Source organism: uncultured Thermus sp., from assembly GCF_938010445.1.
In the GTDB taxonomy this organism is placed as follows: domain Bacteria; phylum Deinococcota; class Deinococci; order Deinococcales; family Thermaceae; genus Thermus; species Thermus altitudinis.
Genome location: NZ_CALLUR010000140.1, coordinates 1 through 24,836 on the forward strand (window position 1 = coordinate 1; position 24,836 = coordinate 24,836).

Annotated in this window: 25 protein-coding genes and 1 pseudogene; 13 read left to right on the forward strand and 13 right to left on the reverse strand. The window is 64.9% G+C overall.

Annotation, left to right across the window (positions count from 1 at the left end; genetic code table 11):
• From Q0693_RS07760 to Q0693_RS07795, 8 genes and pseudogenes are all read right to left on the reverse strand, one after another.
• Positions 1-182, reverse strand: a pseudogene (locus Q0693_RS07760) (GIY-YIG nuclease family protein); the annotation flags it as partial.
• A gap of 162 nt (positions 183-344) precedes the next feature.
• Positions 345-1,079 (reverse strand): YebC/PmpR family DNA-binding transcriptional regulator, encoded by a 735-nt coding sequence (locus Q0693_RS07765; protein ID WP_243030407.1) that lies wholly within the window; start codon positions 1,077-1,079, stop codon positions 345-347.
• Entirely contained in the window at positions 1,066-2,601 is a 1,536-nt protein-coding gene (locus tag Q0693_RS07770; protein ID WP_298630502.1) for a cation:proton antiporter family protein, read from the reverse strand. The genes Q0693_RS07765 and Q0693_RS07770 overlap by 14 nt, the downstream gene beginning before the upstream one ends.
• Before the next feature lie 69 nt (positions 2,602-2,670).
• Positions 2,671-3,306, reverse strand: a complete 636-nt coding sequence (locus tag Q0693_RS07775; protein ID WP_298630504.1) for a thioredoxin domain-containing protein — start codon at positions 3,304-3,306, stop codon at positions 2,671-2,673.
• Positions 3,307-3,361: 55 nt separating this feature from the next.
• Positions 3,362-4,306, reverse strand: a complete 945-nt coding sequence (gene speE / locus Q0693_RS07780) for a polyamine aminopropyltransferase (protein ID WP_243030404.1) — start codon at positions 4,304-4,306, stop codon at positions 3,362-3,364.
• Between the two features lie 2 nt (positions 4,307-4,308).
• Complete coding sequence (locus Q0693_RS07785; RefSeq protein ID WP_298630506.1) at positions 4,309-4,710, reverse strand: S-adenosylmethionine decarboxylase; 402 nt, start codon at positions 4,708-4,710, stop codon at positions 4,309-4,311.
• Between the two features lie 22 nt (positions 4,711-4,732).
• Positions 4,733-7,333 carry a DNA translocase FtsK gene (locus Q0693_RS07790; protein ID WP_298630508.1) on the reverse strand — a complete coding sequence of 867 codons (2,601 nt, stop codon included), beginning with the start codon at positions 7,331-7,333 and terminating at the stop codon, positions 4,733-4,735.
• 78 nt (positions 7,334-7,411) lie between these two features.
• Complete coding sequence (locus tag Q0693_RS07795; protein WP_243030401.1) at positions 7,412-7,903, reverse strand: OmpH family outer membrane protein; 492 nt, start codon at positions 7,901-7,903, stop codon at positions 7,412-7,414.
• Between the two features lie 97 nt (positions 7,904-8,000).
• On the opposite strand from Q0693_RS07795, the gene Q0693_RS07800 reads away from it, so the two are divergent.
• Together Q0693_RS07800 and Q0693_RS07805 are read left to right on the forward strand one after the other, a co-directional pair.
• Complete coding sequence (locus Q0693_RS07800; protein ID WP_298630510.1) at positions 8,001-8,441, forward strand: hypothetical protein; 441 nt, start codon at positions 8,001-8,003, stop codon at positions 8,439-8,441.
• 84 nt (positions 8,442-8,525) lie between these two features.
• A complete protein-coding gene (locus Q0693_RS07805) occupies positions 8,526-9,158 on the forward strand; it encodes a CBS and ACT domain-containing protein (RefSeq protein WP_298630512.1) in 633 nt (210 codons plus the stop codon).
• Here the strand turns inward: Q0693_RS07805 and pheA are convergent.
• Complete coding sequence (pheA, locus tag Q0693_RS07810) at positions 9,155-9,976, reverse strand: prephenate dehydratase (RefSeq protein ID WP_298630514.1); 822 nt, start codon at positions 9,974-9,976, stop codon at positions 9,155-9,157. The two genes, Q0693_RS07805 and pheA, sit on opposite strands and share 4 nt — an antisense overlap.
• Before the next feature lie 51 nt (positions 9,977-10,027).
• On the opposite strand from pheA, the gene Q0693_RS07815 reads away from it, so the two are divergent.
• From Q0693_RS07815 to Q0693_RS07835, 5 genes are read left to right on the forward strand one after another with little or no spacing between them, the layout of a single operon-like run.
• Positions 10,028-10,777, forward strand: a complete 750-nt coding sequence (locus Q0693_RS07815) for a response regulator (RefSeq protein WP_298630516.1) — start codon at positions 10,028-10,030, stop codon at positions 10,775-10,777.
• 3 nt (positions 10,778-10,780) lie between these two features.
• On the forward strand, positions 10,781-11,803 hold the full coding sequence (locus Q0693_RS07820) for a peptidoglycan bridge formation glycyltransferase FemA/FemB family protein (protein WP_298630518.1): 1,023 nt from the start codon (positions 10,781-10,783) through the stop codon (positions 11,801-11,803).
• A 55-nt stretch (positions 11,804-11,858) separates the two neighbouring features.
• Positions 11,859-12,413 carry a hypothetical protein gene (locus Q0693_RS07825; protein ID WP_298630520.1) on the forward strand — a complete coding sequence of 185 codons (555 nt, stop codon included), beginning with the start codon at positions 11,859-11,861 and terminating at the stop codon, positions 12,411-12,413.
• Positions 12,410-13,267, forward strand: coding sequence for an LptA/OstA family protein (locus Q0693_RS07830; protein WP_298630522.1), 858 nt, complete (start codon positions 12,410-12,412; stop codon positions 13,265-13,267). The genes Q0693_RS07825 and Q0693_RS07830 overlap by 4 nt, the downstream gene beginning before the upstream one ends.
• A gap of 3 nt (positions 13,268-13,270) precedes the next feature.
• On the forward strand, positions 13,271-14,197 hold the full coding sequence (locus Q0693_RS07835; RefSeq protein WP_298630524.1) for a hypothetical protein: 927 nt from the start codon (positions 13,271-13,273) through the stop codon (positions 14,195-14,197).
• On the opposite strand, the gene Q0693_RS07840 is transcribed toward Q0693_RS07835, so the two are convergent.
• Entirely contained in the window at positions 14,194-15,702 is a 1,509-nt protein-coding gene (locus Q0693_RS07840; RefSeq protein ID WP_298630525.1) for an ABC transporter ATP-binding protein, read from the reverse strand. The genes Q0693_RS07835 and Q0693_RS07840 overlap by 4 nt on opposite strands.
• Positions 15,703-15,758: 56 nt before the next feature.
• A complete protein-coding gene (locus Q0693_RS07845) occupies positions 15,759-16,883 on the reverse strand; it encodes a BMP family ABC transporter substrate-binding protein (protein WP_298630526.1) in 1,125 nt (374 codons plus the stop codon).
• Positions 16,884-16,943: 60 nt separating this feature from the next.
• On the opposite strand from Q0693_RS07845, the gene ligA reads away from it, so the two are divergent.
• A complete protein-coding gene (gene ligA / locus Q0693_RS07850) occupies positions 16,944-18,989 on the forward strand; it encodes an NAD-dependent DNA ligase LigA (RefSeq protein WP_298630527.1) in 2,046 nt (681 codons plus the stop codon).
• Here the strand turns inward: ligA and thyX are convergent.
• A complete protein-coding gene (thyX, locus tag Q0693_RS07855) occupies positions 18,986-19,783 on the reverse strand; it encodes an FAD-dependent thymidylate synthase (RefSeq protein WP_298630529.1) in 798 nt (265 codons plus the stop codon). The two genes, ligA and thyX, sit on opposite strands and share 4 nt — an antisense overlap.
• 207 nt (positions 19,784-19,990) lie before the next feature.
• Here thyX and trpB point away from each other — a divergent pair, with 207 nt between their 5' ends.
• Complete coding sequence (gene trpB / locus Q0693_RS07860) at positions 19,991-21,208, forward strand: tryptophan synthase subunit beta (protein ID WP_298630531.1); 1,218 nt, start codon at positions 19,991-19,993, stop codon at positions 21,206-21,208.
• Positions 21,205-21,984, forward strand: coding sequence for a tryptophan synthase subunit alpha (gene trpA / locus Q0693_RS07865; RefSeq protein WP_298630533.1), 780 nt, complete (start codon positions 21,205-21,207; stop codon positions 21,982-21,984). Before trpB ends, trpA begins: the two co-directional genes overlap by 4 nt.
• Here trpA and mqnC read toward each other — a convergent pair.
• Positions 21,981-23,117, reverse strand: coding sequence for a cyclic dehypoxanthinyl futalosine synthase (gene mqnC / locus Q0693_RS07870; RefSeq protein WP_243030386.1), 1,137 nt, complete (start codon positions 23,115-23,117; stop codon positions 21,981-21,983). The two genes, trpA and mqnC, sit on opposite strands and share 4 nt — an antisense overlap.
• A gap of 56 nt (positions 23,118-23,173) precedes the next feature.
• On the opposite strand from mqnC, the gene Q0693_RS07875 reads away from it, so the two are divergent.
• From Q0693_RS07875 to rpiA, 3 genes are all read left to right on the forward strand, one after another.
• Positions 23,174-23,659, forward strand: coding sequence for an adenosine-specific kinase (locus tag Q0693_RS07875; protein ID WP_243028193.1), 486 nt, complete (start codon positions 23,174-23,176; stop codon positions 23,657-23,659).
• Between the two features lie 44 nt (positions 23,660-23,703).
• The gene (gene bcp / locus Q0693_RS07880) at positions 23,704-24,171 is read left to right on the forward strand and encodes a thioredoxin-dependent thiol peroxidase (RefSeq protein WP_243030385.1); all 468 of its coding nucleotides are present in this window, start codon (positions 23,704-23,706) and stop codon (positions 24,169-24,171) included.
• 2 nt (positions 24,172-24,173) lie between these two features.
• On the forward strand, positions 24,174-24,836 hold a 663-nt coding region (rpiA, locus tag Q0693_RS07885; protein WP_298630537.1), incomplete at its 3' end, for a ribose-5-phosphate isomerase RpiA.

Consider the following 24,836-nt stretch of genomic DNA (forward strand, 5'->3'; position numbering starts at 1 on the left):
GGACCCCATAAGACGTACACGCCAGTGCGCTGAAGCTCAACACGCTTGCGAACCTCACCAAGGAGAGGGCGAGGAAAAGCCAACCCCTGTCCGATCCAGTTAGCCTTCTCTACAATTCGCAAGCCTTCGGGATCGCCAGAGGGGATAAAGATACGAAAGGAAATACCGAAGGGTGCGCTCATTCCATCATTGTATTTGTCACCTGCAAGTCACTGCTAATCAGCTTGCACAAGTAGGCTCATGGCAAAGCAGGAACCCAAACTACTTGCGTCATTACAGAGTCTGGACCACCATGTCACTTGAACTGAGGCCCTCCGCCAGCGCTGCACAAAGTTGTCGGCCCTCTAGGCCTCCACCTGGAGGCTAGCAGGGTCCAGGTTGGTGTAGACGTGCTGCACGTCGTCCAGGTCCTCCAGGGCCTCCACCAGGCGCATCACCTTGGCCGCCTCTTCCGGGGAGAGGGCCACGGTGTTCTGGGGGTGCTGCACCACTTCCACCGCCTCCACGGGGATGCCTCGCCCCTTGAGCTCCTCGGCGATGCGGTAGGCATCGGCGGGGTCGGTGTAGAGGGTGAGGCTTTCCCCTTCCTCCTCGAGGTCCAAGGCCCCAAGTTCTATGGCCGCTTCCTGGGCGGCCTCGGAGTTTTGGCAGACGATCACCCCTTTGCGCTCAAACTGCCAGGCCACGCTGCCCGAAGCCCCCAGGGAACCCCCGTACTTGTTGAAGACGTGGCGCACCTCGCCGGCGGTGCGGTTGCGGTTGTCGGTGAGGGCGTAGACCAAAAGGGCCACGCCGCCTGGGGCATAGCCCTCGTAGACGATCTCCTCGTACTGCTCGGCGCCATCCCCCCCGCCTTGAAGCTTTTGCAGGAGGCGCTCAATGTTTTCCATGGGGACATCGTCGGCCCGGGCCGCCTCTATGGCGTTGCGCAGCTGGACGTTGGCCTCGGGGTAGGGGCTTCCCCCGGCTCGGGCGGCCGCCTGGATGGCCCTTAGGTGCTTAGAGATGATCTTACCGCGCTTGAGGTCGTTGGCGGCTTTTTTGCGCTTGATCTGTGCCCACTTGCTATGACCGGCCATGGCTCACCTCACCCATTATAGCCAGCTTCTCCAGGACCTTTTCTGCCAGGCGCTCGCCGGCTTCGCGGAAGGGGTGGAAGAGGAGGGTGACGCCGGCGGCCTCCAGGGCCGGGTCTTCCTCCAGGTGGAAGCTGGTGGCGGCCAGGATGCCCCTAAAGCCCCGCTCCTTCAGCCAGCGGGCCGCCAGGAGTTTGGCCTCGAGGTCCGGTAGGGCCAAGACCACGGCCTTGAGGTTCCCCAGGTCCAGGCGTTCCCAAAGCTCGGGGTCCTCCGCGTCCCCGTAGAAGACCTTCCGCCCCTTGGCCTGGTGGCGGGCCACCTTTTCGGGGTCGGCGTCCAGGCCCACGGGGCGCTCCCCCTTAGCCTCCAGGATGCGGTAGACGGCCCCCCCGGTGCGGCCCATGCCCACGATGAGCACCGTGGCCCCTTCCAGGCGCTCGGGCTCCTGGTCGGGGTGGGCCACTTTCCGCTCCAGGGGGAGGAGGCGGGATTCCCAGCGCTTGTAGAGGCTATGGCTGTACCGGGCCAGGGGGGCGGAGAGGGCCATGGAAACGGCCACCGCCAGGGCGAGGGTGGAAAGGCCAAGGGGCAGAAGGCCCGCTCGTTCCAAGACCACGCCCACGATTAGGGCGAACTCGGAGTAGTTGCCCAGGTACATCCCGCTGACGAAGGCGGTGCGGGCCCGAAGCCCCAGGAGGAGAAAAAGGCCGAAAAAAAGAGGGGATTTGACCAGGATGAGGAGGAGGAGGGTCAGGACCAGCCCCACCTCCACGCCCCGTAGCCCCTCCCTTAGCCCTATGTCCAGGAAGAAGGCCACCAGGAAGGCCTCCTTCAGGCTCCAAAGGGCCTTGGCCATCTCCCCCCCCTTTTCATGGCCGGCCAGGAGGACCCCCATCAGGAGGGCCCCCAGCTCCGGGGATAGGCCCACCTGGCGGAAGCCCTCCCCCCCAAGGAGGGCTAGGCCCAGACCGAAGAGCACCAAGAGCTCGTCGTGGCCGCTTTTCTCCAATAGCCAGGCCACGGCAGACCGCCCTAGGGGCAGGAGGAGGATCAGGCCGGCCCAGGGGCTGATCCGGTTTTCGCCGTAGAGGGTGATGAGGCCCACGGCCACCAGGTCCTGAAGGACCAGGATGCCTACGCTGAGGCGGCCGTGGTAGGTGGTGAGCTCCTTTTTGTCCTCCAGGACCTTCACCACCAGCACGGTGCTGGAAAAGGCCAGGGCTATGGCCAGGGGAAGGTTTCCCAGGAAGAGAAGGGCCAGGAGGGAAAAGACTAAGAGGTGGAGTCCCCCGGCCACCAGGACCCGAGGCTCCAACAGGTCCTGGAAGCGGAGCTTTAATCCCACGGTGAAAAGCAAAAGGAGGACCCCGATTTCGGCCGCATGGTGTAAAAACTCCGTCTCCCTCAGGCCCAGCCCGTGAAGGGCAAAACCCGCCGCCAAATACCCCACCAAGGGGGGAAGCCCCAGGCGGCTCGTCAGTAAGCCCAGGGCGAAGGCCGTGGCCACCCAAAGGGCTTCCATGGGTTCCAGGGTAGCAAAGAAATCAAGGGACGGCGGGCTTTACCTTTCCGTGTTTCTACACCTATCCCCTCACTTCTTCTCGGCCAGGGCTTTGTCCAGGAGGTTCTTCCATTCCTCGTAGCTCAGGAAGCCGGTGCGCTTCTCCCCGGCAATGAAAAAGGTGGGGGTGCCGGTGAGGCCCAGGTCCGTGGCCAGTTTCTGGTCGGCCAGGACGCCCTGGCGGTGCTTTCCGGAGGCCAGGCACTGGGCGAAGGCGTTCTCGTCCAGGCCCATCTGCCCGGCTAGGTCCACCAGGTAGCGGTCCAACACGCTTCCTTCCAGGTTGCCCCAGCTGGAGGCGGCCCGGAAGAGGACCTCGTGGTAGTCGTAGTAACGCCCTTGGTCGGCGGCGCAGGCGGCGGCCTCACTGGCCCGGATCACGTTGGCCTGGCCCGGGAAGGGGAAGTCACGGAAGAGGTAGCGCACCTTGCCGGTGTCTATGTACTCGGCCTTAAGCCGGGGAAGAACGTTTAGGGCGTGGTTTTGGCAGTGGCCACAGAGGTAGTTGGAGAAATCCACCACTGTTACCGGTGCCCCCTCGGAACCTAGGGCAAAGCGAGCCCCTTGGGCGGGGTCCAGACCCGCCTTGCCCTTCGGACCCCATAGGATCCAGCCCAGGCCCACAAGGGCCAAGGCCACCACCACGAGAACGATAACGCGTTGCATGGGCTTACTCTATCACGTCCCGGATGAGAAGCCCTAGAGGGCCCCGCAGGTCCGCCTAGCCCCGGTAGGGGGCCTGCCGGGCCTCTCCTTCGGGGGTAACGTAGAAGGGGTTTTGGTCCGTGGATACCAGGGTTTCCCGGTCTATGGCCTCCTGGATGTCCTTGGGCAGGACGAACATGGCCTCCAGGTAAGGGGCGGAAAGGTGGCGTAGGGCCAGGTTCCGCTCACGGATGCGGGCCGCAATCACCCCTTCGGAGAAGGCCGCGGGGTCAAAGGCATCCGAGGCCAAGAGGAAGCCGAAGTTCAGGAAGAAGCCGGGGATGTGGTTCTTGTAGCTGCGCACGTAGCGGAAGGCCTCCCGCACCGTGCGGTGGATCACGGGATGGATCCGGTGGTGGGTGAGCATGATCATGCCCGCCTGCATGCCCATGATCCCGCCGGGGTTCAGGTGGCCCTTCACCAGCCGGTAGAACTCCACCGTATAGAGGAGCCGGGCGGGGTTGTCCTCCCCCACGGGGTCCGTGAGATCGATGATGACCACGTCGTACGTGTCCTGGGTGTGCTCCAGGTAAGCCCGGGCGTCGTCAATGATCAGGACCGCCCGGGGGTCCTCAAAGGCCCCCTGGTGCCATTCAGGCATGTGGCGCTTGGCCACCTCCACCAGCTCCCCGTCTATATCCACCATCACCGCCCGTTCCACGGTGGGGTGCTTGAGCACCTCCCGCAAGGTGGCCCCTTCCCCGCCTCCCACGATCAGAACGGCCTTGGGCTCGGGGTGGGAGAGCATGGCCGGGTGGACCAGGGTTTCGTGGTAGACGTACTCATCCCTTTCGGTGCTCTGGACGTCCTTGTCCAGGACCAGCACCTTGCCAAAACCCTGGGTTTCAAAAAGGAAGTAGTCCTGGTACTTGGTTCGGCCGGAGGCGATCACCCGCTCCATGCGCCGCACCATGGTCTCAAAGGGGGTGATGTGCTCAAAGAAGTACATGCCGTAGTCCATAGCTATCCTCCTTGTTGGCCGCCAAAGGCCCGCCGCCTGATGGCGTGTTCCGTTCCCCGCCAGTACCGGAAGGCCGATTCCTCCTTGGCCCCGAAGGCCCGGGAAAGCCCCTTCAGGACCTCCTCCGGGTTCACCCCATCCCGGTAGAAGTAGAGGTCCAAGGTGGCGGAGGCGTTATCCTCCGGCCAGGTGTGGATCATCACCGCCGCCACCGGGCTGACCACGGCGGCGGAAAGACCCTGGGGATGAAACTTGTACACCACCGACTGGGCCGCATCCCTGGGCGCCCCCAAGCGCATCACCGCATCCAAGAGGGCCGCCTCCACCATCTTGGGGTTTTCCAAGACATCCAGGTCGCAACCGTAGATCTCCGCCACCCAGCGCCCGCCCGGCACCGTTTCCACAAAGGGCCATGATAGCACACCTCTAGCCGAAGAAGTCCTTAAGCTGTTCCTTGCTGATAAGGACCTCCCGGGGCTTGGAGCCCTTGGGCGGGCCCACGATGCCCATGGCCTCGAGGGCATCCATCAGCTTCCCCGCCCGGGCGTGGCCGATGGAAAGCCGGCGCTGCAGGCGGCTTACGGAGCCATAGCCTTCCTCTACCACGATCTCCGCCGCCTTCTTGAGCAAGGGATCGGAGAAGTCCACCTCGCCCACCCCGGCCCCTTCCGGCCCCTTTGGGGGCTCAAAGTCCTGGCCGTAGGCTTCGGCAAACCGGTCCTCAAAGCTTTGCCCCCTTAAGAAACCCGCCAGGCGCCCTACCTCTTCCTCGGAAAGGTAGGGCACCTGCAGGCGCACGGGCTTAGGCAGCCCGGGCTGGTAAAAGAGGGCATCCCCCTGGCCGATCAGCTTCTCGGCCCCCTGGGTGTCCAGGATGGTGCGGGAGTCAAAGCCGCTGGACACGGCAAAGGCCAGGCGGGCGGGGATGTTCACCTTGATGAGGGAGGTAAGGATGTCCACGCTGGGGCGCTGGGTGGCCAGGATTAGGTGCATCCCCGTGGCCCGGGCCATCTGGGCCAGGCGCAGGATGGCCGCCTCCACCTCCTTGGGGGCGGTCATCATCAGGTCGGCCAGCTCGTCCACCACGATGACCAAATAGGGCAGGGTTTCCCCGCCCTCCTTTTCCATCTTGGCGTTGTACTGCTCCAGGTTGCGGGCCCCCACCCCGCTGAGCAGGCGGTAGCGCCGTTCCATGTGGGCCACGGCTCCTTGGAGGACCAAGGCGGCCTCCTCGGGGCTGGTGACCACCGGGCGCACCAGGTGGGGGATGCCCTCGTAGGGGGTAAGCTCCACCATCTTGGGGTCTATGAGGAGAAAGCGCAAGGAGGTGGGTAGGTGCTTGAAGAGGAGACTGGTGATGAGGACGTTGATGGCCACGCTTTTGCCACTGCCGGTGGAGCCGGCGATGAGAAGGTGGGGCATCTTGGCTAGGTCCCGCACCCAGATCTCCCCCTCAATGCTCTTGCCCAGGACCAGGGGCAGAAGGGCCTTGGCGTTTTGGAAGGCAGGGGAGAGGACGGCTTCGGAAAAGCGCACCAGTTCCCTTTTGGGGTTGGGTACCTCCAGGCCCACGGTGTTCTTTCCCGGAATGGGGGCTTCTATGCGCACCGCCCCTGCCGCCAGGGCCCGGGCCAGGTCGTTTTGCAGGCTCTGGATGCGGCTTATCTTTTCCCCAGGGGCAGGTAGAAGCTCGTAGCGGATCACCGAGGGCCCGCGGGCGTGGCCCACCACCTCCGCCTGGACCCCAAAGTGCTTGAGGGTGTCGGCGATGGTGCGCTTGAGCCTTTCCACCTCCTCCTCCAAACCCCGGGCCGTTCCCTTGGGCTCCGGGGGGTCCAGGAGGTCCGGGGTGGGAAGGGCCAAGGCGGTGCTTTGGGGAAGGGGACGGGGTGGGGAAGGCGGGTCCGGTGGAGTTTGGGGCGGGGAGGGCTCGGGAAAGACCAGGTCCAGGTCAAAGGGTTCCGGTTCGGGGGCAGGGGGTGGGGAGGAGGGGACGGGCGGGGGGTTGCCCGTGAGCAAGGCCCTTAGCCCCTCGGCCTGGGCCTCGGGATGGCGGGAGAGGAAGGATAGCCAGGAGGCAAGCTCCTCAAAGCGGGCCTCCAGGTCCTGGACCAGGCCAGCAAGCTCCTCCCACCGGGCCTTGCGCTCCTCTCTAAGCCTTAGCCCCCGCACCAGTCCCCCCACGGTGGCCCTGGGGGTGGGGATGGGGTGGAGGGCCTTCAGGCGGGCGAGGAGGGCCTGGGCCTCGAGGTGGAGGGCGGCCCGCCGCTCCTCCAAGGCATCCCGCAAGGGACCCTCCCCAGGCACAGGGGCCTTCAGGCCCTGGAGAAGGGATTGGAGCCGGGGTTCCAGGGGCCTTTGGTCCTCCTCCATCTGCCGCCTCAGCTCGGCGGCCCGTTCCTCCAAGAAGGCCCTTAGGGCCTTCTCCACCCCGGGAAGCTCCGCGGGGGAAAGGTTCTGCGCCAGGGCCTTGAGGGCGGTGTGCTCAGGGTAAAGGCGGGCGAGGAGGCCGATCCTTTGCTGGAGGAGAAGGGCCTTCACCCGGTAGCGGACCCGTCGCACCCCCTCCACCCCCAGGTGCAGGCCGGTGAGGAGAAGGTGAAGGGGAGGCTTTCGCCGCCAGAGGTCCAGGACCAAGGAGGCCAGGATCAGGGGAAGGAGGAGGCCCAAGGCCCCGGCCTTGGTTTCCAGAAGGGACCGGGCCTCCTTCCCCAGCTGCCCCGAAAGGGGTCCCAGGAGGGGAAGGAGGGCCAAGGCCAGGAGGTAGAGGAAAAGGAGGTGGCGAAGGAGGGGTTTTAAGGGCTTGTTCCTGAAGAGAAAGGTTCCCAGGAGAAAAAGGCTTGGCGGTAGGAGGTAGGCGGGCAGGCCCAGCATCTGGTAGAAGCCTTCCCGGAGGAAGGAGCCGAAGGCCCCCGTGGGTAGGGGTAGGAGGGGAGCGGCGAAGAAGACCCCCGCTCCCAGGGCCAACATACCCAGGGCCTCGAGGTCGCGGTTACGGCTGGGCTTGGCCGGCTTCCGCTTGGCCATCGGAAGGATTATAACCTCCAGATGGACTAGCCAAAAGAAAAACCCCGGGGAAACCTTTCCCCGGGGGAGGGGTTTGGGCTAGCGCTTCAGCTCCTTCTTTACCGCTTCGGTTAGGTCGGTGTCGTCGTCGGCATACACCACCAGGCCCGACTGGGCCGCCACCTGGCGGCTCATGACCACGGAAAAGCCCTGGGCCTTGGCCACCTTGGCGATGGCCTTATCCACATCTTCCAGGATGGGTTTAAGCACAGGGTTCTGCCGCTCCTGCCACTTCTTCACCGTGTCCTGGTAGGTTTTGACCAGGTTCTCATAGTCCTGGCGCTCTTTGGCCGTGGCCTGCCCCGAGCGGATCTTGGCCTCCAGGGGCTTGATTTTTTCTTCTATTGGGCCCAGCTCCTTCCGGGCCTGGGCCTGGAGGTCCTGGACCTTTTTGTAATCGGGGTGGGCCTGCACCAGGGCATCGGCGTCCACAAAGCCCACCCGGGTGGCCACGTTTTTGTTCTGGGCCAGCATGGGGGTGAGAAGGGCGCTGAACGCCAGGAGGAGGGCTGCTAGGGAAAGCCGCTTCATAGGAGAAAGCCTAAGGCCTTAGGGTGAAGGGTGCGTGAGAGAAGCCTCTCTTCCCCTTGGCCGTAAGGAAGGGTAGCATGCCGGAAGGAGGTGGGTTATGCGCAAGATCGTCTTGGTTTTGGCGTTGCTGGCCTTAGGCACCGGGGCTTTGGCCCAGCGGGCGGTTTCCTTCCGGCTTTCCCTGCCCCCGGCAGGGCTAGGGCTGGGCCTGGAGGCGCCCTTGGAGCGCAACCTGGCCTTCCGGGGTTTTGTGGACATGAACCCCCTACCGTCCGGGCCCAGTTTCTTGGCGGCAGGGGAGCTCCTCTTTAAGCCGGACCTGGGCCAGCTGGACCGGGACCTTAGGGGTATACGCCCCTACTTTGGCGGGGGGCTTGCCGGGCGCTTTGCCGGCCCGGGGGAGGTGGGGCTTCACCTTTCCCTGGGGGTGGAGTTCCTCCTGGATGCCCGCACGGGGATCTTCCTGGATGGAGAGTACTTTTACGCCTTTGGCGGGGGCCGGCTGGCCCGTACGGTCATAGGGGCCAACCTGCGCTAGAGGGACCTTCCTGTCCCCGCCCAGCCCTGGGCGGGGACATCTTTCTTGTGGGCCCGGGGTAGACTGAAAGCCGGAGGTGAAGCCATGCTGGTCAGGGACTGGATGACCAAGGACCCCCTCACCGTGGCCCCGGATACCCCGGTGCTGGAAGCCATTAACCTTTTGAAAAATAAGGGCTTCCGCCGCCTGCCGGTGGTGAAGGATGGGAAACTCATCGGCCTGGTCACCGACAAGGACCTCAAGGACGCCATGCCCTCCAAGGCCACCACCCTTTCGGTCTGGGAGATGAACTACCTCCTCTCCAAGCTCACCGTGCAGGAGGTGATGGCCAAGCCCGTCATCACCGTGGAGGCCGATGCGCCTTTGGAGAAGGCGGCCCTCCTGATGGAGGAGAAGAAGATCGGCGGCCTGCCGGTGATGGAAGGGGAGAAGCTGGTGGGCATCATCACCGTGACCGATGTCCTCAGGGCCTTCATTGAGGTGTTGGGGCTTAAGATGGGGGGCTTGCGCATCACCGTGGACATCCCCGACGTGCCCGGGGCCCTGGCCCAGATGGCCCGGGCGGTCCCCCCGGCCAACATCGTCTCCATCGCCACCGCGGCCCACTTGAATGGGTACCAGCGCCTGGTCCTCCGGGTGGTGGGGGAGGATGTGGAGGGGGTTCCCGACCGGCTAAAGGCCGCGGGGGAGCGGGTGGTGGACGTACGCCCCGGTTAGGCGCCGTTGCGGTGGGCGGGGTAGGAGCCCAGCACCTTTAGGAAAGCGGCCCGCCGGAGAAGGCCTAGGAGGGCCTGGGCGGGACCGGGGTCCTCGAGGTGGCCCTCCAGGTCCAGGTAGAAGAGGTAGCTGAAGGGCTTATCCCGCCTAGGCCGGGATTCCAGCTTGGTAAGGTTGACCCCGGCTTCGGCGAAGACGGTGAGGGCCTCCAAAAGCCCCCCAGGCCTGTGGCGCACGGCAAAGACAATGCTGGTTTTGTGGGGGCCTTCTCCCCTTTTAGCCTCCTCCCGCCCGATGATGAAGAAGCGGGTGTAGTTGTGGGGATAGTCCTCGATGTTTTCCGCCAGGACCTCGAGGCCGTAGAGCTCCGCGGCCCGCCGGCTGGCGATGGCCCCCACGCCCGGTTCGGGATGTTCCGCTAAGGCCCGGGCTGCCCCGGCGGTGTCGTATACGGGAATGGGGGTCAGGCGCATGCGGGCCAGGAAGCCGTCGCATTGGGCCAGGGCCTGGGGGTGGCTCTTTACGGCCTTCAGGTCTTTAAGCTCTGTACCCTTAGGGGCAAGAAGGCAGTGCTCCACCCGGTGGATGATCTCCCCCACCACGTGGAGGTCGCTTTCCAAAAGAAGGTCATAGGTCTGGTTGATGCTGCCTGCGGTGGTGTTTTCCACCGGCACCACCCCGTAGTCCGCCTCCCCAGCCTCCACCGCCTCAAAGACCTGGTGGAAGGTGGGAAAGCCAAGGGGGGTGGATTCCGGGAAACCCTTGAGCAGGGCTTCCTCGCTGTAGGCTCCCTCCGTGCCCTGGAAGGCGATCCTCATGCCCCCCATGGTACTCCTTCCCGTAGACGCGGGAAAGCCGTCTCCCTTAGCATGGCCTTTGTGGCGCGGCTTCTTGTGGTGGACGATGACCCCCGCATCCGGCACCTTTTGGAACTTCTGCTTTCCGGGGCAGGCCACCAGGTGGCGCTGGCGGATTCGGCCAAGGCCGCCCTGGAATACCTGCGCAGGGAAACCCCGGACCTGATCCTTTTGGACATCATGATGCCGGATATGGATGGCCTCACCCTTCTTGGGCGTATCCGGGCGGTGCGGCGCTTGGCCAAGGTACCGGTGATCATGTTCACCGGGGGCGGAAAGGAGCTGGAGGGGCCCAGCCGGGCCCTAGGAGCCGATCTCTTCCTGGAGAAGCCCGTTTCGGGCCGGCGCCTCAAGGACGCGGTGGAAGGCCTTCTCAGCATGGAGGGGTATCTGTTGCCCGGAGGGGAACGGGCGAAGACCCTCGAGGAGGTGGGAAGCCATCTGCGCCGTGCCCTTCCGGAGGAGGACCGCTTTAAGGTCCTCTGGCGCAAGACGGCAAGCCGCCGGGCCCTCCTGCAAAACCTCCTGGCGAAGGGTTGGACGGAGGCCCTTGTGAGGCGCATCCTTCCCGGGGAGTACGACCTCTACGACCTTCTAGGGCATCTGGCCTATGGCTGGCCTTTGCTGCCCCTAAAGGAGCGGGCGGCCCGGGTGCAGGATCCCCGCCTGGCTTCCCACCTGGAGGCCTACCTGAAGGAGAAGCGGCTTCCCCTGGAGGGCAACGGTCTTTTGGAAGAACTGGCCCAGGCCCTGTACGCTTAAGGGGTGGGGGACCTGGTAGAGATCACCGATCCCGAGGCCTGGAACCGGCTGGTTTCCGGCTTTCCCATCACCAGCGCCTTGCAGTCCTGGGGCTGGGGCGAGGTGAAGCGGCTTTCCGGCTGGGTGCCTAAGCGCCTGGCGGTATACGGAGAGGAAGGGCCCTTAGGGGCGGCTCAGGTCCTCCTAAGGCCCTTGCCTGGGGGGCTACGCCTGGCCTACGCCCCCAGGGGGCCAGCCCTCCTTGGCCTTTCGGATCTGCCCCGGGTGGCCCAGGCCCTGGCCCAGGGGGTGCGGGGGACGCATCTGGTCCTCGAGCCCGAGGCCGGGCTTCCTGCGGAGGAGCCAGCCCCCGGTTTTCCCGGCCTGCTACCGGAAGAGCCCATCCAGCCCGCCTACTCCCTTTGGCTGGACCTCACCCAGGGGGAGGAGGCCCTTCTTAAGGGCATGAAGGAGATGCACCGCCGCAACGCCCGTCTGGCCCTGAAGCGCACGGAGCTTGGCGTGGAGGGGGAGGAGGCTTTCCCGGAGTTCTTCCGCCTCTTTGAGGAGACCAACCGCCGGGCCAAGCTTTTGCAACATGCGGAGGCCTACTACCGGGCAGTACTTAGGGAGATGAACCAGCCCTATGGGGAGGCCTTCTTGGCCCTGGCCCGGAAGGATGGGGAGGCCTTGGCGGCAGGGCTTTTCGTGGCCTTTGCCGGCAGGGTGGATTACCTCTATGGGGGAAGCAGCCGCGCTCACCCCGAGGCCAAGGCTCCCATGGGCATGCACCTGGCGGCCATCCGCCACGCCATTGGCCGTGGCTACCGCATCTACGACCTTTGGGGCGTGCCCAGAACCCCAGAGGGGAGCCATGCCGAGGGGATATGGCGCTTCAAGGAGGGGTTTGGAGGCCGGCGCGTCCAGTTTCCCGCCTACACCTTGCCCCTTTCCCCTCTTTACCGTCCCCTGAAGGCGCTTTTGCGCCTGCGCAAGACCTGGGTGAACCTGCGGGTGCGGGGTAACCCCCGGGACGTCTTGGGGTAAACCGCCCCTTGGGCCCTTGTCATCTTTCTCAAGGGGCCTTGGGTATGGTGGTAGGGTGGTTCGCTTCTGGGTGGTTCTGGCCGTGGCCTTGGGTTTACTCCTTTGGCTTCTTCGGCCTTCCCCCAAGCCCCCGGTGGCGCAGGGGGGCGTGCGTCTAGAAGGGGTGGAGTTCCTCCTTTTCCCTGAGGAAAAGGACGTGGTCTGGCGGTTTGCCGCGGAGGAAATGGTGGAGGAAGGGGGGGTTTTCCGCATCCGGGGGGGTCTTAGAGGGGAAAGGCATGTGGGGGAGCGGTTGGACCTCCGCCTCTTTGCCCCCGAGGTGGCCGTGGAACCGGGGGACAACCTGCGGGCTCCGTATGCGCGGGCAGAGATTTTAAGGGGATGCTACCGCTTGGACCTCTCCGCTCCGGGCAAGGGGGAGGTGCTCATTCGTCAAAAAGAGGGTTTTTTCGCTCCTTGGGTAAGGATTGAGGCCCCCAATCTCCGGGGGGAAGCGGAAGCCTTTCGTGCGGATTTCGCTCTGGAGCACATAGAGGCGGATCGCCCCCGGTTTGAGTTTCCCGCAGGGGGGGCCTTTGGCCCATGTACCGTGGAGGGAGGTAGCTCGTGAAAAGGTGGCTTTGGGTTGGGCTTTTGGGTTTGGCCTTGGCGGCTTCTGGGGTTAGGGTCATCCAGGTGGAGGGCGGGAGGCTTTCCGGGGACCTGCGCTATGGGCCCTGGACCTTTGAAGGGGAGGTGCGGGGCCGGGTGAAGGACCTGGAGATCCGGGCCCCCAAGGCCACCCTTACCGCTCCTAAGGGCAAGACCATGCAGGAGGCGGAAGGGGAGCGGGAGGCCCGCTTTGAGGGCGGGGTGGTGGTGCGCCGGGGCCGGGTGGAGGCCAGGGGGCCCCTACTGGTCTACCGGGAAAAGACGGGGGAAGGGGAGCTTCTGGGCCCGGCCCGCATGCGCCAAGAGCCCAAACCGGGGGAGGACCCGGTGGAGGTGGAGGCCAGCCGCATGGCCTTCCAGGTGGATACGGACACCTCCACCAGCGAAAATGCCCTTCTCCGAAGCGGCAACCAGGAGGGCCGGGCGGGTTTCGTCTATTACGAGGAGGAAAAGGGCCTGGCGGTGTTCACCGATCCCAAGGAGGTGGTCCTCACCCGTAAGCGCAAGGATGGGGACCTGGTGATCCGGGCTAAGGAGGTGCGAAGCCTCACCGGCCCCAAGAAGCTCATCGCCACCGGGGGGGTGCGGCTGCAGGATGGGGATCTGGTCACCACCGGGGATAGCCTTTACTATGACGACAACACCGGGGAAGCCATCGTCCTAGGGAGGCCGGCGGTGAGCGAGAACAAGAAGGAGGGCTTCAAGCTTTCGGGGAGCACCCTGCAACACAATGTCAACCGCCACCAGGTGCGGGTGTACGGCAAGGCCTTCCGACTGCCGGTGGAGGAGTTTCGTAAGCTTTCGGAGAAATAGGCGGTGAGATGGGCTTCTTTCCTCTTTCTGGGGCTCGCCCTTTGTACGCTGGCCCAGGAAGTCTACCGTCCGGAGGTGGAACTGGTCCGCAAGGATAAGAGGGTGGTGGCCTGGGTCAGCGGGGAGGAAGGGAGCCTTTTCTATGCCGATTACGGGGATATCTGGGTAGGGGACCTCGAGGCCCTTTCCCAGGAGAGGGCGCAGGTGGGGGGACGGGCCTTTTTTCTGGATGCGGGTAGCGCCGTGGAGGAAGGCCTGGAGGTGGGGCAGAAGGTGGAGGTGGCCTTTAACCCGGACTGGGAACAGGATGGCCTACCCTACCTCATGCGTTTACGCAAGGCCAGCGAGGAGAAGGCGGCGCGCTACCTGCGCCTGGTCCTCTTTGACCCAAAGGAGGTGGCGGTGCGCCTGGGGGAGGAGGTGGAGGCTAGGGGGCCCCTGGCGGTGGTGGAGCGGGGTGGGGTGGAGGAGCTTTTCCTCTCTGGAGGGGAGGCCCGCTACCTGGAGGAGGGGGGCCGGCTGGAGGTAAAACCGGCCCCGGGGAGGGTGGAGGTGGCCCAAGGGCAGGTGCGGGTAACAGGGCAAAGACTTCGCTACCAAAACGATACCGGAGAGGCCCTTTTGGAAGGACCCCTGGAGGTACGCCGAGAAGGGGAAAAGCCCCTTGTGGGCAGGGCGGGCTCCCTCCGTTACCTCTTGGATGAGGATCGGCTCTGGCTTCTCGGGGGGGTGGAGTTTACCCAAGGAGGAAGGACCACCAAGGCGGATAAGGCCCTTTTCAGGGAGAAGGAGGGGTACGCCTACCTCTTTGGTGGGGTGGAGAGCCGGGACGAGAAGGGCCTGGTGCGGGGGGAAAGGGTGCGCTACGCCTTAAGGACCGGGGAGGTGGTGGTCCTAGGCCAGGTCAAAGGGGAGTTTCGGAGCGATTAGGCGGGTACGCCGGCCATCAAGAGGCCCAGGCGCTCTTCCCTGGCCTCCTCGGGGGTGAGCTCGCCCACGATCCGCCCCTCGTACATGACCAGGATCCGGTCCGACAGGCTGATCACCTCGGAAAGATCCGCGGAAACCAAAAGCACCGCCAGGCCCTGGTCGCGGGCCTCTACCAGGCGCTGGTGGATGAACTCTATGGCCCCCACGTCCACGCCCCGGGTGGGCTGGGCGGCGATGAGGAGGCGGGGCCCCCGCAAAAGCTCCCTACCCACCACGATCTTTTGCTGGTTTCCCCCGGAGAAGCGCCGGGCGGAGAGTTCCGTGGAGCGAGGGCGGACATCAAAGGTTTCCACCAGGGCCCTGGCATGGTGTTCCATGGCCTTCCCGTCCAGGAAGCCCAGGAAGCCCCGGAAGGGGGGGCGGCGCTGGTCTCCCAGGATGGCGTTTTCCCGGACGGAAAAGTCCAGGACCAAACCCCGGGCAAGCCGGTCCTCCGGGATATGGCTCACCCCCGCTTCCCGCACCCGTAGGGCCTGGTGGGGAAGGGGGTGGCCCAGGTAGCGCACCGTGCCCCGGTACTTGCGCAGGCCCGCCAGGGCCTCCACCAGCTCCGTCTGGCCATTGCCCTCCACCCCGGCGATGCCCACGATCTCCCCAGCCCGCACGGAGAAGCTTACCCCCCTTAGCCTTGGGGGCGCCTCGAGGCCCTCCACCTCCAGCACCACTTCCCCGGGCTTGGCGGGGCCCTTTTCCACCCTCAAGACCACTTCCCGGCCCACCATCATCCGGGCCAGTTCCTCCAAGGAGGTCTTGGGCGTGTCCACGGTGCCCACCACCTTTCCATCCCGGATCACCGTGACCCGGTCGGACACGGCAAGCACCTCCTTCAGCTTGTGGCTGATGAAGATGGCGGCGTTCCCCTTGGCCACGTAGGCCCTCAGGAAGCGGAAAAGCTCCTCGGCCTCCTGGGGGGTTAGGACGGCGGTGGGCTCGTCCAGGATGAGGATCTTGGCCTGGCGGTAAAGGGCCTTGAGGATCTCCACCCGTTGCTGCAGGCCCACGGGAAGGTTCTCAATGCGCTCGTCCAGGGGCACCTGGAAGCCCAGTTCCGCCATGAGGGCGGTGGCCCGCTTCCGGGCCTCCTCTAGGTTGAGGTAGAGGGGGCTTCCCGGCTCGAGGCCCAACACCAGGTTTTCCAGCACGGTAAAGGGTTCCACCAGCATGAAGTGCTGGTGCACCATGCCGATCCCGTGGGCGATGGCGTCCAGGGGGCTTTTGGGCCGGTAGGGCTGGCCATCCACCCACATCTCCCCTTTGTCCGGGGGCTGAAGGCCGTAGACGATCTTCATCAAGGTGGATTTACCCGCCCCGTTTTCCCCCACCAGGGCCAGGACCTCGCCCCAGTTCAGGTCCAGGCTGATGCCATCGTTGGCCAGGACCAGGGGGAAGCGCTTGGTGATGTCCTTTAGGACCAGGGCCTTTGAGGTGGTTCCGCCGACCTCCACGCCCGGAGTATACAAAAAGGCCGGGAGGTTCCCGGCCTTTTGCTGAGCCCGCCTTTCTAGCGTTTTTCGGGCACCTTAAGCTGGCCCTTGATGATCTGCTGCTTCAAGACCTCCAGCTTGCTGACCACGGCGGCCGGGATCAGGGCCTTGTTGTACTCGTCCAGGGCGTACCCCACCCCGTTGTTGGCCAGGCCGAACTCCCGCACCCCGCCCTTAAAGGCCTTCTGCACCACGCTCTTGATGACCTCGTAGGTGGCCACGTCCACCCGCTTCAGCATGGAGGTGAGGCCGTGGTTCAGGGTGCTGGGGTTATTGTCGGTGTCCCCCAGGTAGTTCTGGTTGGCGTCCACCCCGATGAAGAAGAGGGGCGTGGCCTTGGTGCCGTCGGTGCCACAGGTCTTGGTGTAATCGGCGTACTTGGGCACCTTGGCGTAGGGGTCGGCCTTGCGCACAAAGCGGATGGCCCCGCCCTCCTTGAGGCACTTGGCCTGCTTCACGTAGTCGATGAGGCCCAGGCCCGAGCCACCGGCGGCGGCGTAGATGATGTCCGCCCCCTGGCGCACCTGGCTGGCGGCGATCTCCTTGGCCTTGGCGGGGTCGTTCCAGGCGGCGGGGGTGTTGCCCACATAGCCCACCAGGACCTTGCCCTGGATCTTGTCCTCCTTGAAGGCGTACTCCGCCCCGGCGCGGAAGCCCGCCTCAAACTTGTGGATGAGGGGGATGTCCATGCCGCCGATGAAGCCCACCACCCCGGTGCGGGTCATCTTGCCGGCGATGTAGCCCACCAGGAAGCTCCCCTCGTGCTCCCGGAAGACCAGGCCCACGGCGTTGGCCAGTTTGCCCTCGCCGGGGACGGCGTCAATCACCGCGAAGTTCACCTTGGGGAACTCCTTGGCGGTGGCGGTGATGGCCGGCTCGTTGGCGAAGCCCACCCCGATCACCAGGTCAAAGCCCTCCTCGGCGAAGGTGCGGATGCCCTGGCCCACCTGGGAGGGGTCGGCGGGCTCAAAGTCAAAGACCCTAACTCCGAGATCCTTGGCCGCCTTCTGCGCCCCTTCCCAGGCGGACTGGTTGAAGGAGCGGTCAAACTTACCCCCAGCGTCAAAGGCGATGCCCACGCGGACTTGGGCCAGGCTCAGGCCTAGGGCCAATACTGCCAAAAGGGTTACGATACGTTTCATCTGCCACCTCCTACGGCGTTTCGCCGTAGGGCATTATACCGGGTTGGGTAAACTCAAGGCATGACCCTGGAGGAAGCCCGCAAGCGCATCAATGAGCTACGGGACCTGATCCGCTACCACAACTACCGCTACTACGTCCTGGACTCCCCCGAGATCTCCGATGCCGAGTACGACCGGCTTCTTAGGGAGCTGAAGGAGCTGGAGGAGCGCTTTCCTGAGCTCAAAAGCCCCGACTCCCCCACGGAGCAGGTGGGGGCGAAACCCTTTGGTCAGCCGTTGGGTTATCTGGAGGCCACCTTCCGCCCCATCCGCCACCCAAGCCGCATGTACTCCCTGGATAACGCCTTCACCCTGGAGGAGGTCCGGGCCTTTGAGGAGCGGGTGGAGCGGGCCTTGGGAAGGAAGGGGCCTTTCGTCTACACGGTGGAGCACAAGGTGGACGGGCTTTCCGTGAACCTCTACTACGAGGAAGGGGTTTTGGTCTATGGGGCCACCCGGGGGGATGGGGAGACGGGGGAGGAGGTGACCCAGAACCTCCTCACCATTCCCACCATTCCCCGGAGGCTTAAGGGGGTGCCGGAGCGCCTCGAGGTCCGGGGGGAGGTGTACCTGCCCATAGAGGCCTTCCTGCGCCTGAACGAGGAGCTGGAAGAAAAGGGGGAGCGGATCTTCAAAAACCCCCGGAACGCCGCCGCCGGCTCCCTTAGGCAGAAGGATCCCCGGATCACCGCCAAGAGGGGCCTTAGGGCCACCTTCTACGCCCTGGGGCTTGGCCTGGAGGAAAGCGGGAGCAAAACCCAGTTTGCGCTTCTCCATTGGCTAAAGGAGAAGGGCTTCCCCGTGGAGCACGGCTTCACCCGGGTCCAAGGTGTAGAGGGGGTGGAGAGGGTTTACCAGGCCTGGTTGCGGGAGCGGCGGAGCCTACCCTTTGAGGCGGATGGGGTGGTGGTGAAACTGGATGACCTTTCCCTCTGGCGGGAGCTGGGCTACACCGCCCGGGCCCCGCGGTTTGCCATCGCCTACAAGTTCCCCGCAGAAGAGAAGGAAACCCGCTTGCTGCAGGTGGTCTTCCAGGTGGGGCGCACGGGTAGGGTCACGCCGGTGGGCGTCTTGGAGCCGGTTTTGCTAGAGGGGAGCGAGGTGAGCCGGGTTACCCTCCATAACGAAAGTTACATTGAAGAGCTGGACGTGCGCATCGGGGACTGGGTCTTGGTGCACAAGGCGGGGGGGGTGATCCCCGAGGTCCTGAGGGTCCTGAAGGAGAGGAGGACGGGGGAGGAGAAGCCCATCCGCTGGCCAGAAACCTGCCCCGAGTGCGGCCATCGTTTGCTGAAGGAGGGCAAGGTCCACCGCTGTCCCAACCCCTTGTGCCCCGCCAAGCGCTTTGAGGCCATCCGCCACTACGCCTCCCGCAAGGCCATGGACATCGGGGGCCTGGGGGAAAAGCTCATTGAGAAGCTCCTAGAAGCGGGATTGGTGAAGGATGTGGCTGATCTGTACCGGCTTAGGGAGGAGGACCTGGTGGGCCTGGAACGCATGGGGAAGAAGAGCGCAGGGAACCTCCTCCGCCAGATTGAGGAGAGCAAGGGCCGGGGTCTGGAGCGCCTCCTCTACGCCTTGGGCCTGCCGGGGGTGGGGGAGGTGTTGGCCCGCAACCTGGCAGCCCGCTTCGGTACCATGGACCGGCTCCTCGAGGCCACACCGGAGGAACTCCTCCAGGTGGAGGAGGTGGGGGAGCTCACCGCCCGGGGCATTTACGAAACCCTGCAGGACCCCGCCTTCCGGGACCTGGTGAGGCGCCTGAAGGAGGCCGGGGTGGAGATGGAGGCCAAGGAACGGGGCGGGGAGGCCCTAAAGGGCCTCACCTTCGTCATCACCGGGGAGCTTTCCCGCCCCCGGGAGGAGGTGAAGGCCCTCTTGAGGCGCTTAGGGGCCAAGGTGACGGATTCCGTGAGCCGCAAAACCAGCTACCTGGTGGTGGGGGAGGCCCCAGGGAGCAAGCTGGAAAAGGCGAGGGCCTTGGGGGTGCCCACCCTCACGGAGGAGGAACTCTACCGGCTAATAGAGGCGCGCACAGGGAAAGGCCGGGAGGCCCTCTTGGCCTAGGTGGGTTCCGGGGGGAAGAGCTTGCTTAAGGCCTCTTCCACCCGACTCCCGGAAAGCCCCAGCTCCCGTAGGGCCTTCTCGTAAAGCTCGGGGGTGAGAAGCCCCCGTAAGGCCCTAAGCTCCGTCTGGGAGAGATGGGCTCCCTTTAGCACGTGTTCCTCAAAACTCCCCCAGGCCAGGGGCACGTGGGCCTTGACGATCTCCGCGATGGCCTTGGCGTACTGCCGGATCTCCCACTGGGCATGGGGATCTAGGCGGAGGGCCAGGAAGTGGAAGAGGTTGTGCAGGTCCTGCTTCCAGTAAAACTCCGTGTACAGGTTTAAGGGGAGGACCATCCGGGCCATCTCCCGGGCGATGCCCTTTTCCAGGAGGGTCTGGTAGGCCTGGTAGGCCTCCCTCTCCACCCTCTTTAGAAGGCGGGAGGCTTCCTCGTCGGTGAAAGCCCCTTCCGAGCCCTGCTTATTCCGCCTGGCCTGGTGGCGCCAGGCCTTGGGCTCGTAGAACTCCTCCTGCAACACGGAGTAGCGCCCAGAGATCTCGTTGACGCTGGCGGTGCGGTGGCGGAACCACTGGCGCACCACGAAGATGGGGGCCTTGACGTGGAACTTGAACTCCACCATCTCAAAGGGGCTGGTGTGGCGGTGGCGCATGAGGTAGTCGATGAGGGCGGCATCCTCCCGCAGGGTCTTGGTGCCCGGGCCGTAGGAAACCCTGGCCGCCTGGACGATGGCGGCGTCGTTCCCCATCGCCTCCACCAGGCGGACGAAGCCCTTGTCCAAAACGGGGATCTCCATCCTCCAGAGTTTACTCCGTCCCCTTGCCCTTTGGGCCAAAGGGGTCTACCCTAAGCCTATGCGGGGTTCGCACCCCCTTGGCCTACAAGTGGCGGCATGGCCGCTATAGGCCTTGGTCACGGGCGAAGCCCGTACTTGGCCTCTTGGGCCAGCGGCTTGTAGGATGGATGGGCTTTTGGGGCTTGGTGGCCCCTTTCTGGAGTGGAGATGTTGAGGTTGCCTGATTTTCCTTTACCGGATGAGCGGGGACGGTTTGGTCCCTATGGAGGAAGGTACGTTCCCGAAACCCTGGTTCCGGCCCTCGAGGAGGTGGAGGCCGCCTACAAGGAGGCCAAGAAGGACCCCGCTTTTTTGGCGGAGCTGGAGCACTACCTCAGGACCTTTGCCGGCCGGCCTACCCCCCTTTACCACGCCAAGAGGCTTTCCCAATACTGGGGCGGGGCCCAGGTGTACCTAAAGCGGGAGGACCTCCTGCACACCGGGGCCCACAAGATCAACAACACCCTGGGCCAGGCCCTCCTGGCCCGGCGCATGGGCAAAAGGCGGGTGATAGCGGAAACCGGGGCCGGGCAGCACGGGGTTTCCGTGGCCACGGTGGCGGCCCTTTTCGGCTTGGAATGCGTGGTCTATATGGGGGAGGAGGACGTACGGCGCCAGGCCCTAAACGTGTTCCGCATGAAGCTTCTGGGGGCCGAGGTGCGCCCGGTGGCGGCGGGAAGCCGCACCCTTAAGGACGCCACCAACGAGGCCATCCGCGACTGGCTCACCCATGTGCGCACCACCTTCTACATCCTGGGCTCGGTGGTGGGCCCCCACCCCTACCCCATGATGGTGCGGGAGTTCCAAAGCGTCATCGGGGAGGAGGTGAAGGAAGAGAGCCTGAGGATGTTCGGCCGCTACCCCGATGCCCTCATCGCCGCCGTGGGTGGGGGGTCCAACGCCATTGGCCTTTTTGCCCCCTTCGCTTATTTACCGCCGAAGGAGCGTCCCCGGCTCATCGGGGTGGAGGCTGCCGGGGAAGGGCTTTCCAGCGGTAGGCACGCCGCCAGCATCGGGGCGGGGAAGCGGGGGGTGTTGCACGGGAGCTACATGTACCTCCTTTACGACCACGACGGCCAGATCACCCCGGCCCACTCGGTTTCTGCGGGGCTGGATTACCCAGGAGTGGGGCCCGAGCACAGCTACTACGCCGACCAGGGCATCGCCGAGTACGCCGGAGTGACGGACGAGGAGGCCCTCGAGGGGTTCAAACTCCTGGCCCGCCTGGAGGGGATCATCCCTGCCTTGGAGTCCGCCCATGCCATCGCCCACGCGGCCAAAGTGGTGCCGGAGATGGATAGGGACCAGATCGTGGTCATCAACCTTTCGGGCCGGGGGGACAAGGACGTGACCGAGGTGATGCGCCTTCTGGGAGGGGAGCTATGACCACGCGGGAAGCCTTTGCCCGGGCCAAGGCCGAGGGGCGGGCCGCTTTGATCCCTTACCTTACCGCAGGCTTTCCCAGCCGGGAAGGGTTCTTGCAGGCGGTGAAGGAGGTGTTGCCCTATGCCGACCTCTTGGAGATCGGCCTGCCCTACTCCGATCCCTTGGGGGATGGTCCGGTGATCCAAAGGGCCAGCGAGGAGGCCTTAAGGAAGGGGATGAGCGTCCAAGGGGTTCTGGAACTCTTCCGGGAGGTGCGGGCCCTCACGGAAAGGCCCCTTTTCCTCATGACCTACCTGAACCCCGTCTTAGCCTGGGGTCCGGAACGGTTTTTTAGCCTTTTCAAGCAGGCGGGGGCCACGGGGGTCATCCTGCCGGACCTCCCCCCGGACGAGGACCCGGCCCTGGTGCGCCTGGCCCAGGAGATCGGCTTGGAAACGGTGTTTCTCCTGGCCCCCACCTCCACGGACCGGCGGGTGGAAACCGTGGTGGGCTACGCCACGGGCTTCATCTACGCGGTCTCCGTCACCGGGGTCACCGGGGAGCGGGAGCGCCTGCCCGAGGAGGTGCGGGACCTGGTGCGGCGCATCAAGGCCAGGACCTCCTTGCCCGTGGCGGTGGGCTTTGGGGTTTCGGGAAGGGAAACCGCAGCCCAGGCGGCGGTGGCCGATGGAGTGGTGGTGGGAAGCGCCTTGGTGCGGGCCCTGGAGGGAGGCCGGCCCCTGGCCCCTCTCCTCGAGGAGATCCGCCAAGGGCTTTTGCAAAAGGAACCCGCTTAGGCCAAGGGGAGCTCCAGGCCCTCTTCCAGGAGGGCCTTGGGGTCTGGATACCGCAGGATGCGGTAGAGGGGATCCCGCTCCGCAGGCCTGAAACCCGCATCCACGATCTGGCGCACTATTTCCCGCACCGTGGCGTGGGTACGCCCGTGCCCCCCGGCCGCCGAGACCACGTTTTCCTCCAGCATGGTGCTGCCAAAATCGTCGGCCCCGTAGTAAAGGGCGGCCTGGGCCACCTTGAACCCCAGGGTGGGCCAGGAGGCTTGGAGGTGGGCGAAGTTGTCCAGGGTGAGCCGGGCGATGGCCAGGGTTTTCAGGTACTCGTGGGCGGTGGCCCCCGGGGCCTTGCCCTTAAGCCGGGTGTGCTCCACCTGCAAGGTCCAAAGGGCAAAGGCGGCAAAGCCGTTTTGGTACTTTTCCCGGGCCTTGTCCTGCTGGGCCCTTAGGCCCAGCAGGTGGGCGGTGCGCTCCCTTGGCCCTTCCCCAAAGCCGATCACCATGCTGGCCAGGGTGTAAAGCCCCAAGGCCTGGGCGGCATCCACGATGCGGTACCAGTCCGCGGTCTTGATGCGGGCGGGAGCGGCCTTTTGCCGCACCTCGTCCACCAGGATCTCCGCCCCGGCCCCCGGCATCCCATCCAGCCCCGCTTCCATGAGCCTTTCCAAGATAACCTCGGCCCGAAGCCCGGTGAGCCTTTCCAAGCCCAGGATCTCCTCGGGGCTGAAGGCGTCGATGCGCAGGTCGGGGAAGCGGTTCTTGAGGTAGCGGAGAAGGTCCAGGTACCACTCCAAGGGAAGCTCGGGGTTCACCCCCCCTTGCATCAGGATGCGCCTCCCCCCCACCTGGTAGAGTTCCTCTACCTTCTCGGCGATGGCTTCGTAGGTGAGGGTGTAGGCATCCTTCTGCCGCCGGGTGCGGTAAAAGGCGCAAAAGGCGCAACCCACCGTGCAGACGTTGGTGTAGTTGATGTTGCGGTCTATGAGAAAGGTCACCACCTCTGGATGGGTTTTCTGAAGGCGCACCTCGTGAGCGGCGGCGGCCAGCTCAGGTAGGGGAAGGTCAAAAAGGGAGAGCACCTCGCTTTCGGTAAGCCTCTCTCCCCCTACGGCCTTTTCCAGAACATCCATGGGACCCATGCTACACCCTTCGGACCCCCTGGGGTTGGGTCTTGGGCCACGGATAAAATAGGGGCATGGAACTCAAGCTCATTCCCATTGAGAAGCCGGAGAACCTGAACGTCATCCTGGGCCAAGCCCACTTCATCAAGACGGTGGAGGACCTCCACGAGGCCTTGGTGACCGCCGTGCCGGGTATCAAGTTCGGCCTTGCCTTCTCCGAGGCCAGCGGCAAGCGCCTGGTGCGGCGTTCCGGCACGGATCCCGAGCTCACCCAGCTGGCGGTGCGGAATATCCTCAACCTGGCGGCAGGGCACACCTTCCTCATCGTGCTGGGTGAGGGGTTTTATCCCATCAACGTGCTCCACGCGGTGAAGGCTTGCCCTGAGGTGGTGCGCATCTTTGCCGCCACCGCCAACCCCCTCCAGGTGGTGGTGGCGGAGGAGGGGGAGCAGAGGGCCATCCTGGGGGTTATGGATGGCTTCAAACCCCTGGGGGTGGAGGACGAGGCCGAGGTGGCTTGGCGCAAGGACCTCCTCCGCCGCTTCGGCTATAAACTTTAGCGCCCCCTTATTGGCGGCCGGGGGGGTTAGGGTAAGATGCCCTCATGGAGCTCGGAACCGTGGCGCCCGACTTCGCCCTGCCGGACCAAGAGGGGCGGATTCACCGGCTTTCCGATTACCGGGGGAGGTGGGTGGTTCTCTACTTCTATCCCAAGGACGATACCCCCGGGTGCACCAAGGAGGCCTGCGGCTTCCGCGACCGTATGGGGGATTTGCAGGAACTGGGAGCCGTGGTCCTAGGGGTTTCTGCGGACGATGTGGAAAGCCACAGGCGTTTTGCCGAGAAGTACGGTCTGAACTTTCCCCTTCTTGCTGACCCCGAGCGGCAAGCCATCCTGGCCTATGGGGCCTGGGGGAAAAAGAACCTTTATGGCAAGGAGTACGAAGGGGTGTTGCGCCAGACCTTCCTGATAGACCCCGAAGGGCGCATCGCCAAGGTGTGGAAAAAGGTCTCCCCGGAGGGGCACGCCGAGGAAGTGGCCGAGGCCTTGCGGAGGTTGCGGGGGTTTTAGCCATGGAAAGACCCTTGGAATCCTATAAGAAGGAGGCGGCCCACGCCGCGGTGGCCTATGTCCAAGATGGCATGGTGGTGGGCCTGGGCACGGGGTCCACGGCCCGGTATGCCGTTTTGGAGCTGGCCCGGCGGCTTAGGGAGGGGGAGCTTAGGGAAGTGGTAGGGGTTCCCACCTCGGAGGCCACTAAGGACCTGGCCCTGCGGGAAGGGATTCGCGTGGTGGAGCTGCCGCCAGAAGGGGTGGACCTGGCCATAGACGGGGCCGATGAGATCGCCCCGGACCTTTCCCTGATCAAGGGCCTGGGCGGGGCTCTCTTGCGGGAGAAGATTGTGGAGAGCAACGCCAAGGAGTTTATCGTGATCGCCGACCACACCAAGAAGGTGCCCGTGCTGGGCCGGGGGGTGGTGCCGGTGGAGATCGTGCCCTTTGGCCATCTGGCCACCTTGAAGGCCATCCGCGCCCTGGGCGGGGAGCCGGAGCTCAGGATGGAGGGGGATGAGTTTTACTTTACCGACGGGGGGCACTTGATCGCCGATGTGCGCTTTGGTCCCATCGGGGACCCTGGGGGCCTCCATAGGGCCCTTCTGGAGATTCCGGGGGTGGTGGAGACGGGTCTTTTCGTGGGCTTGGCCACCCGGGCCCTGGTGGCGGGGCCCATGGGG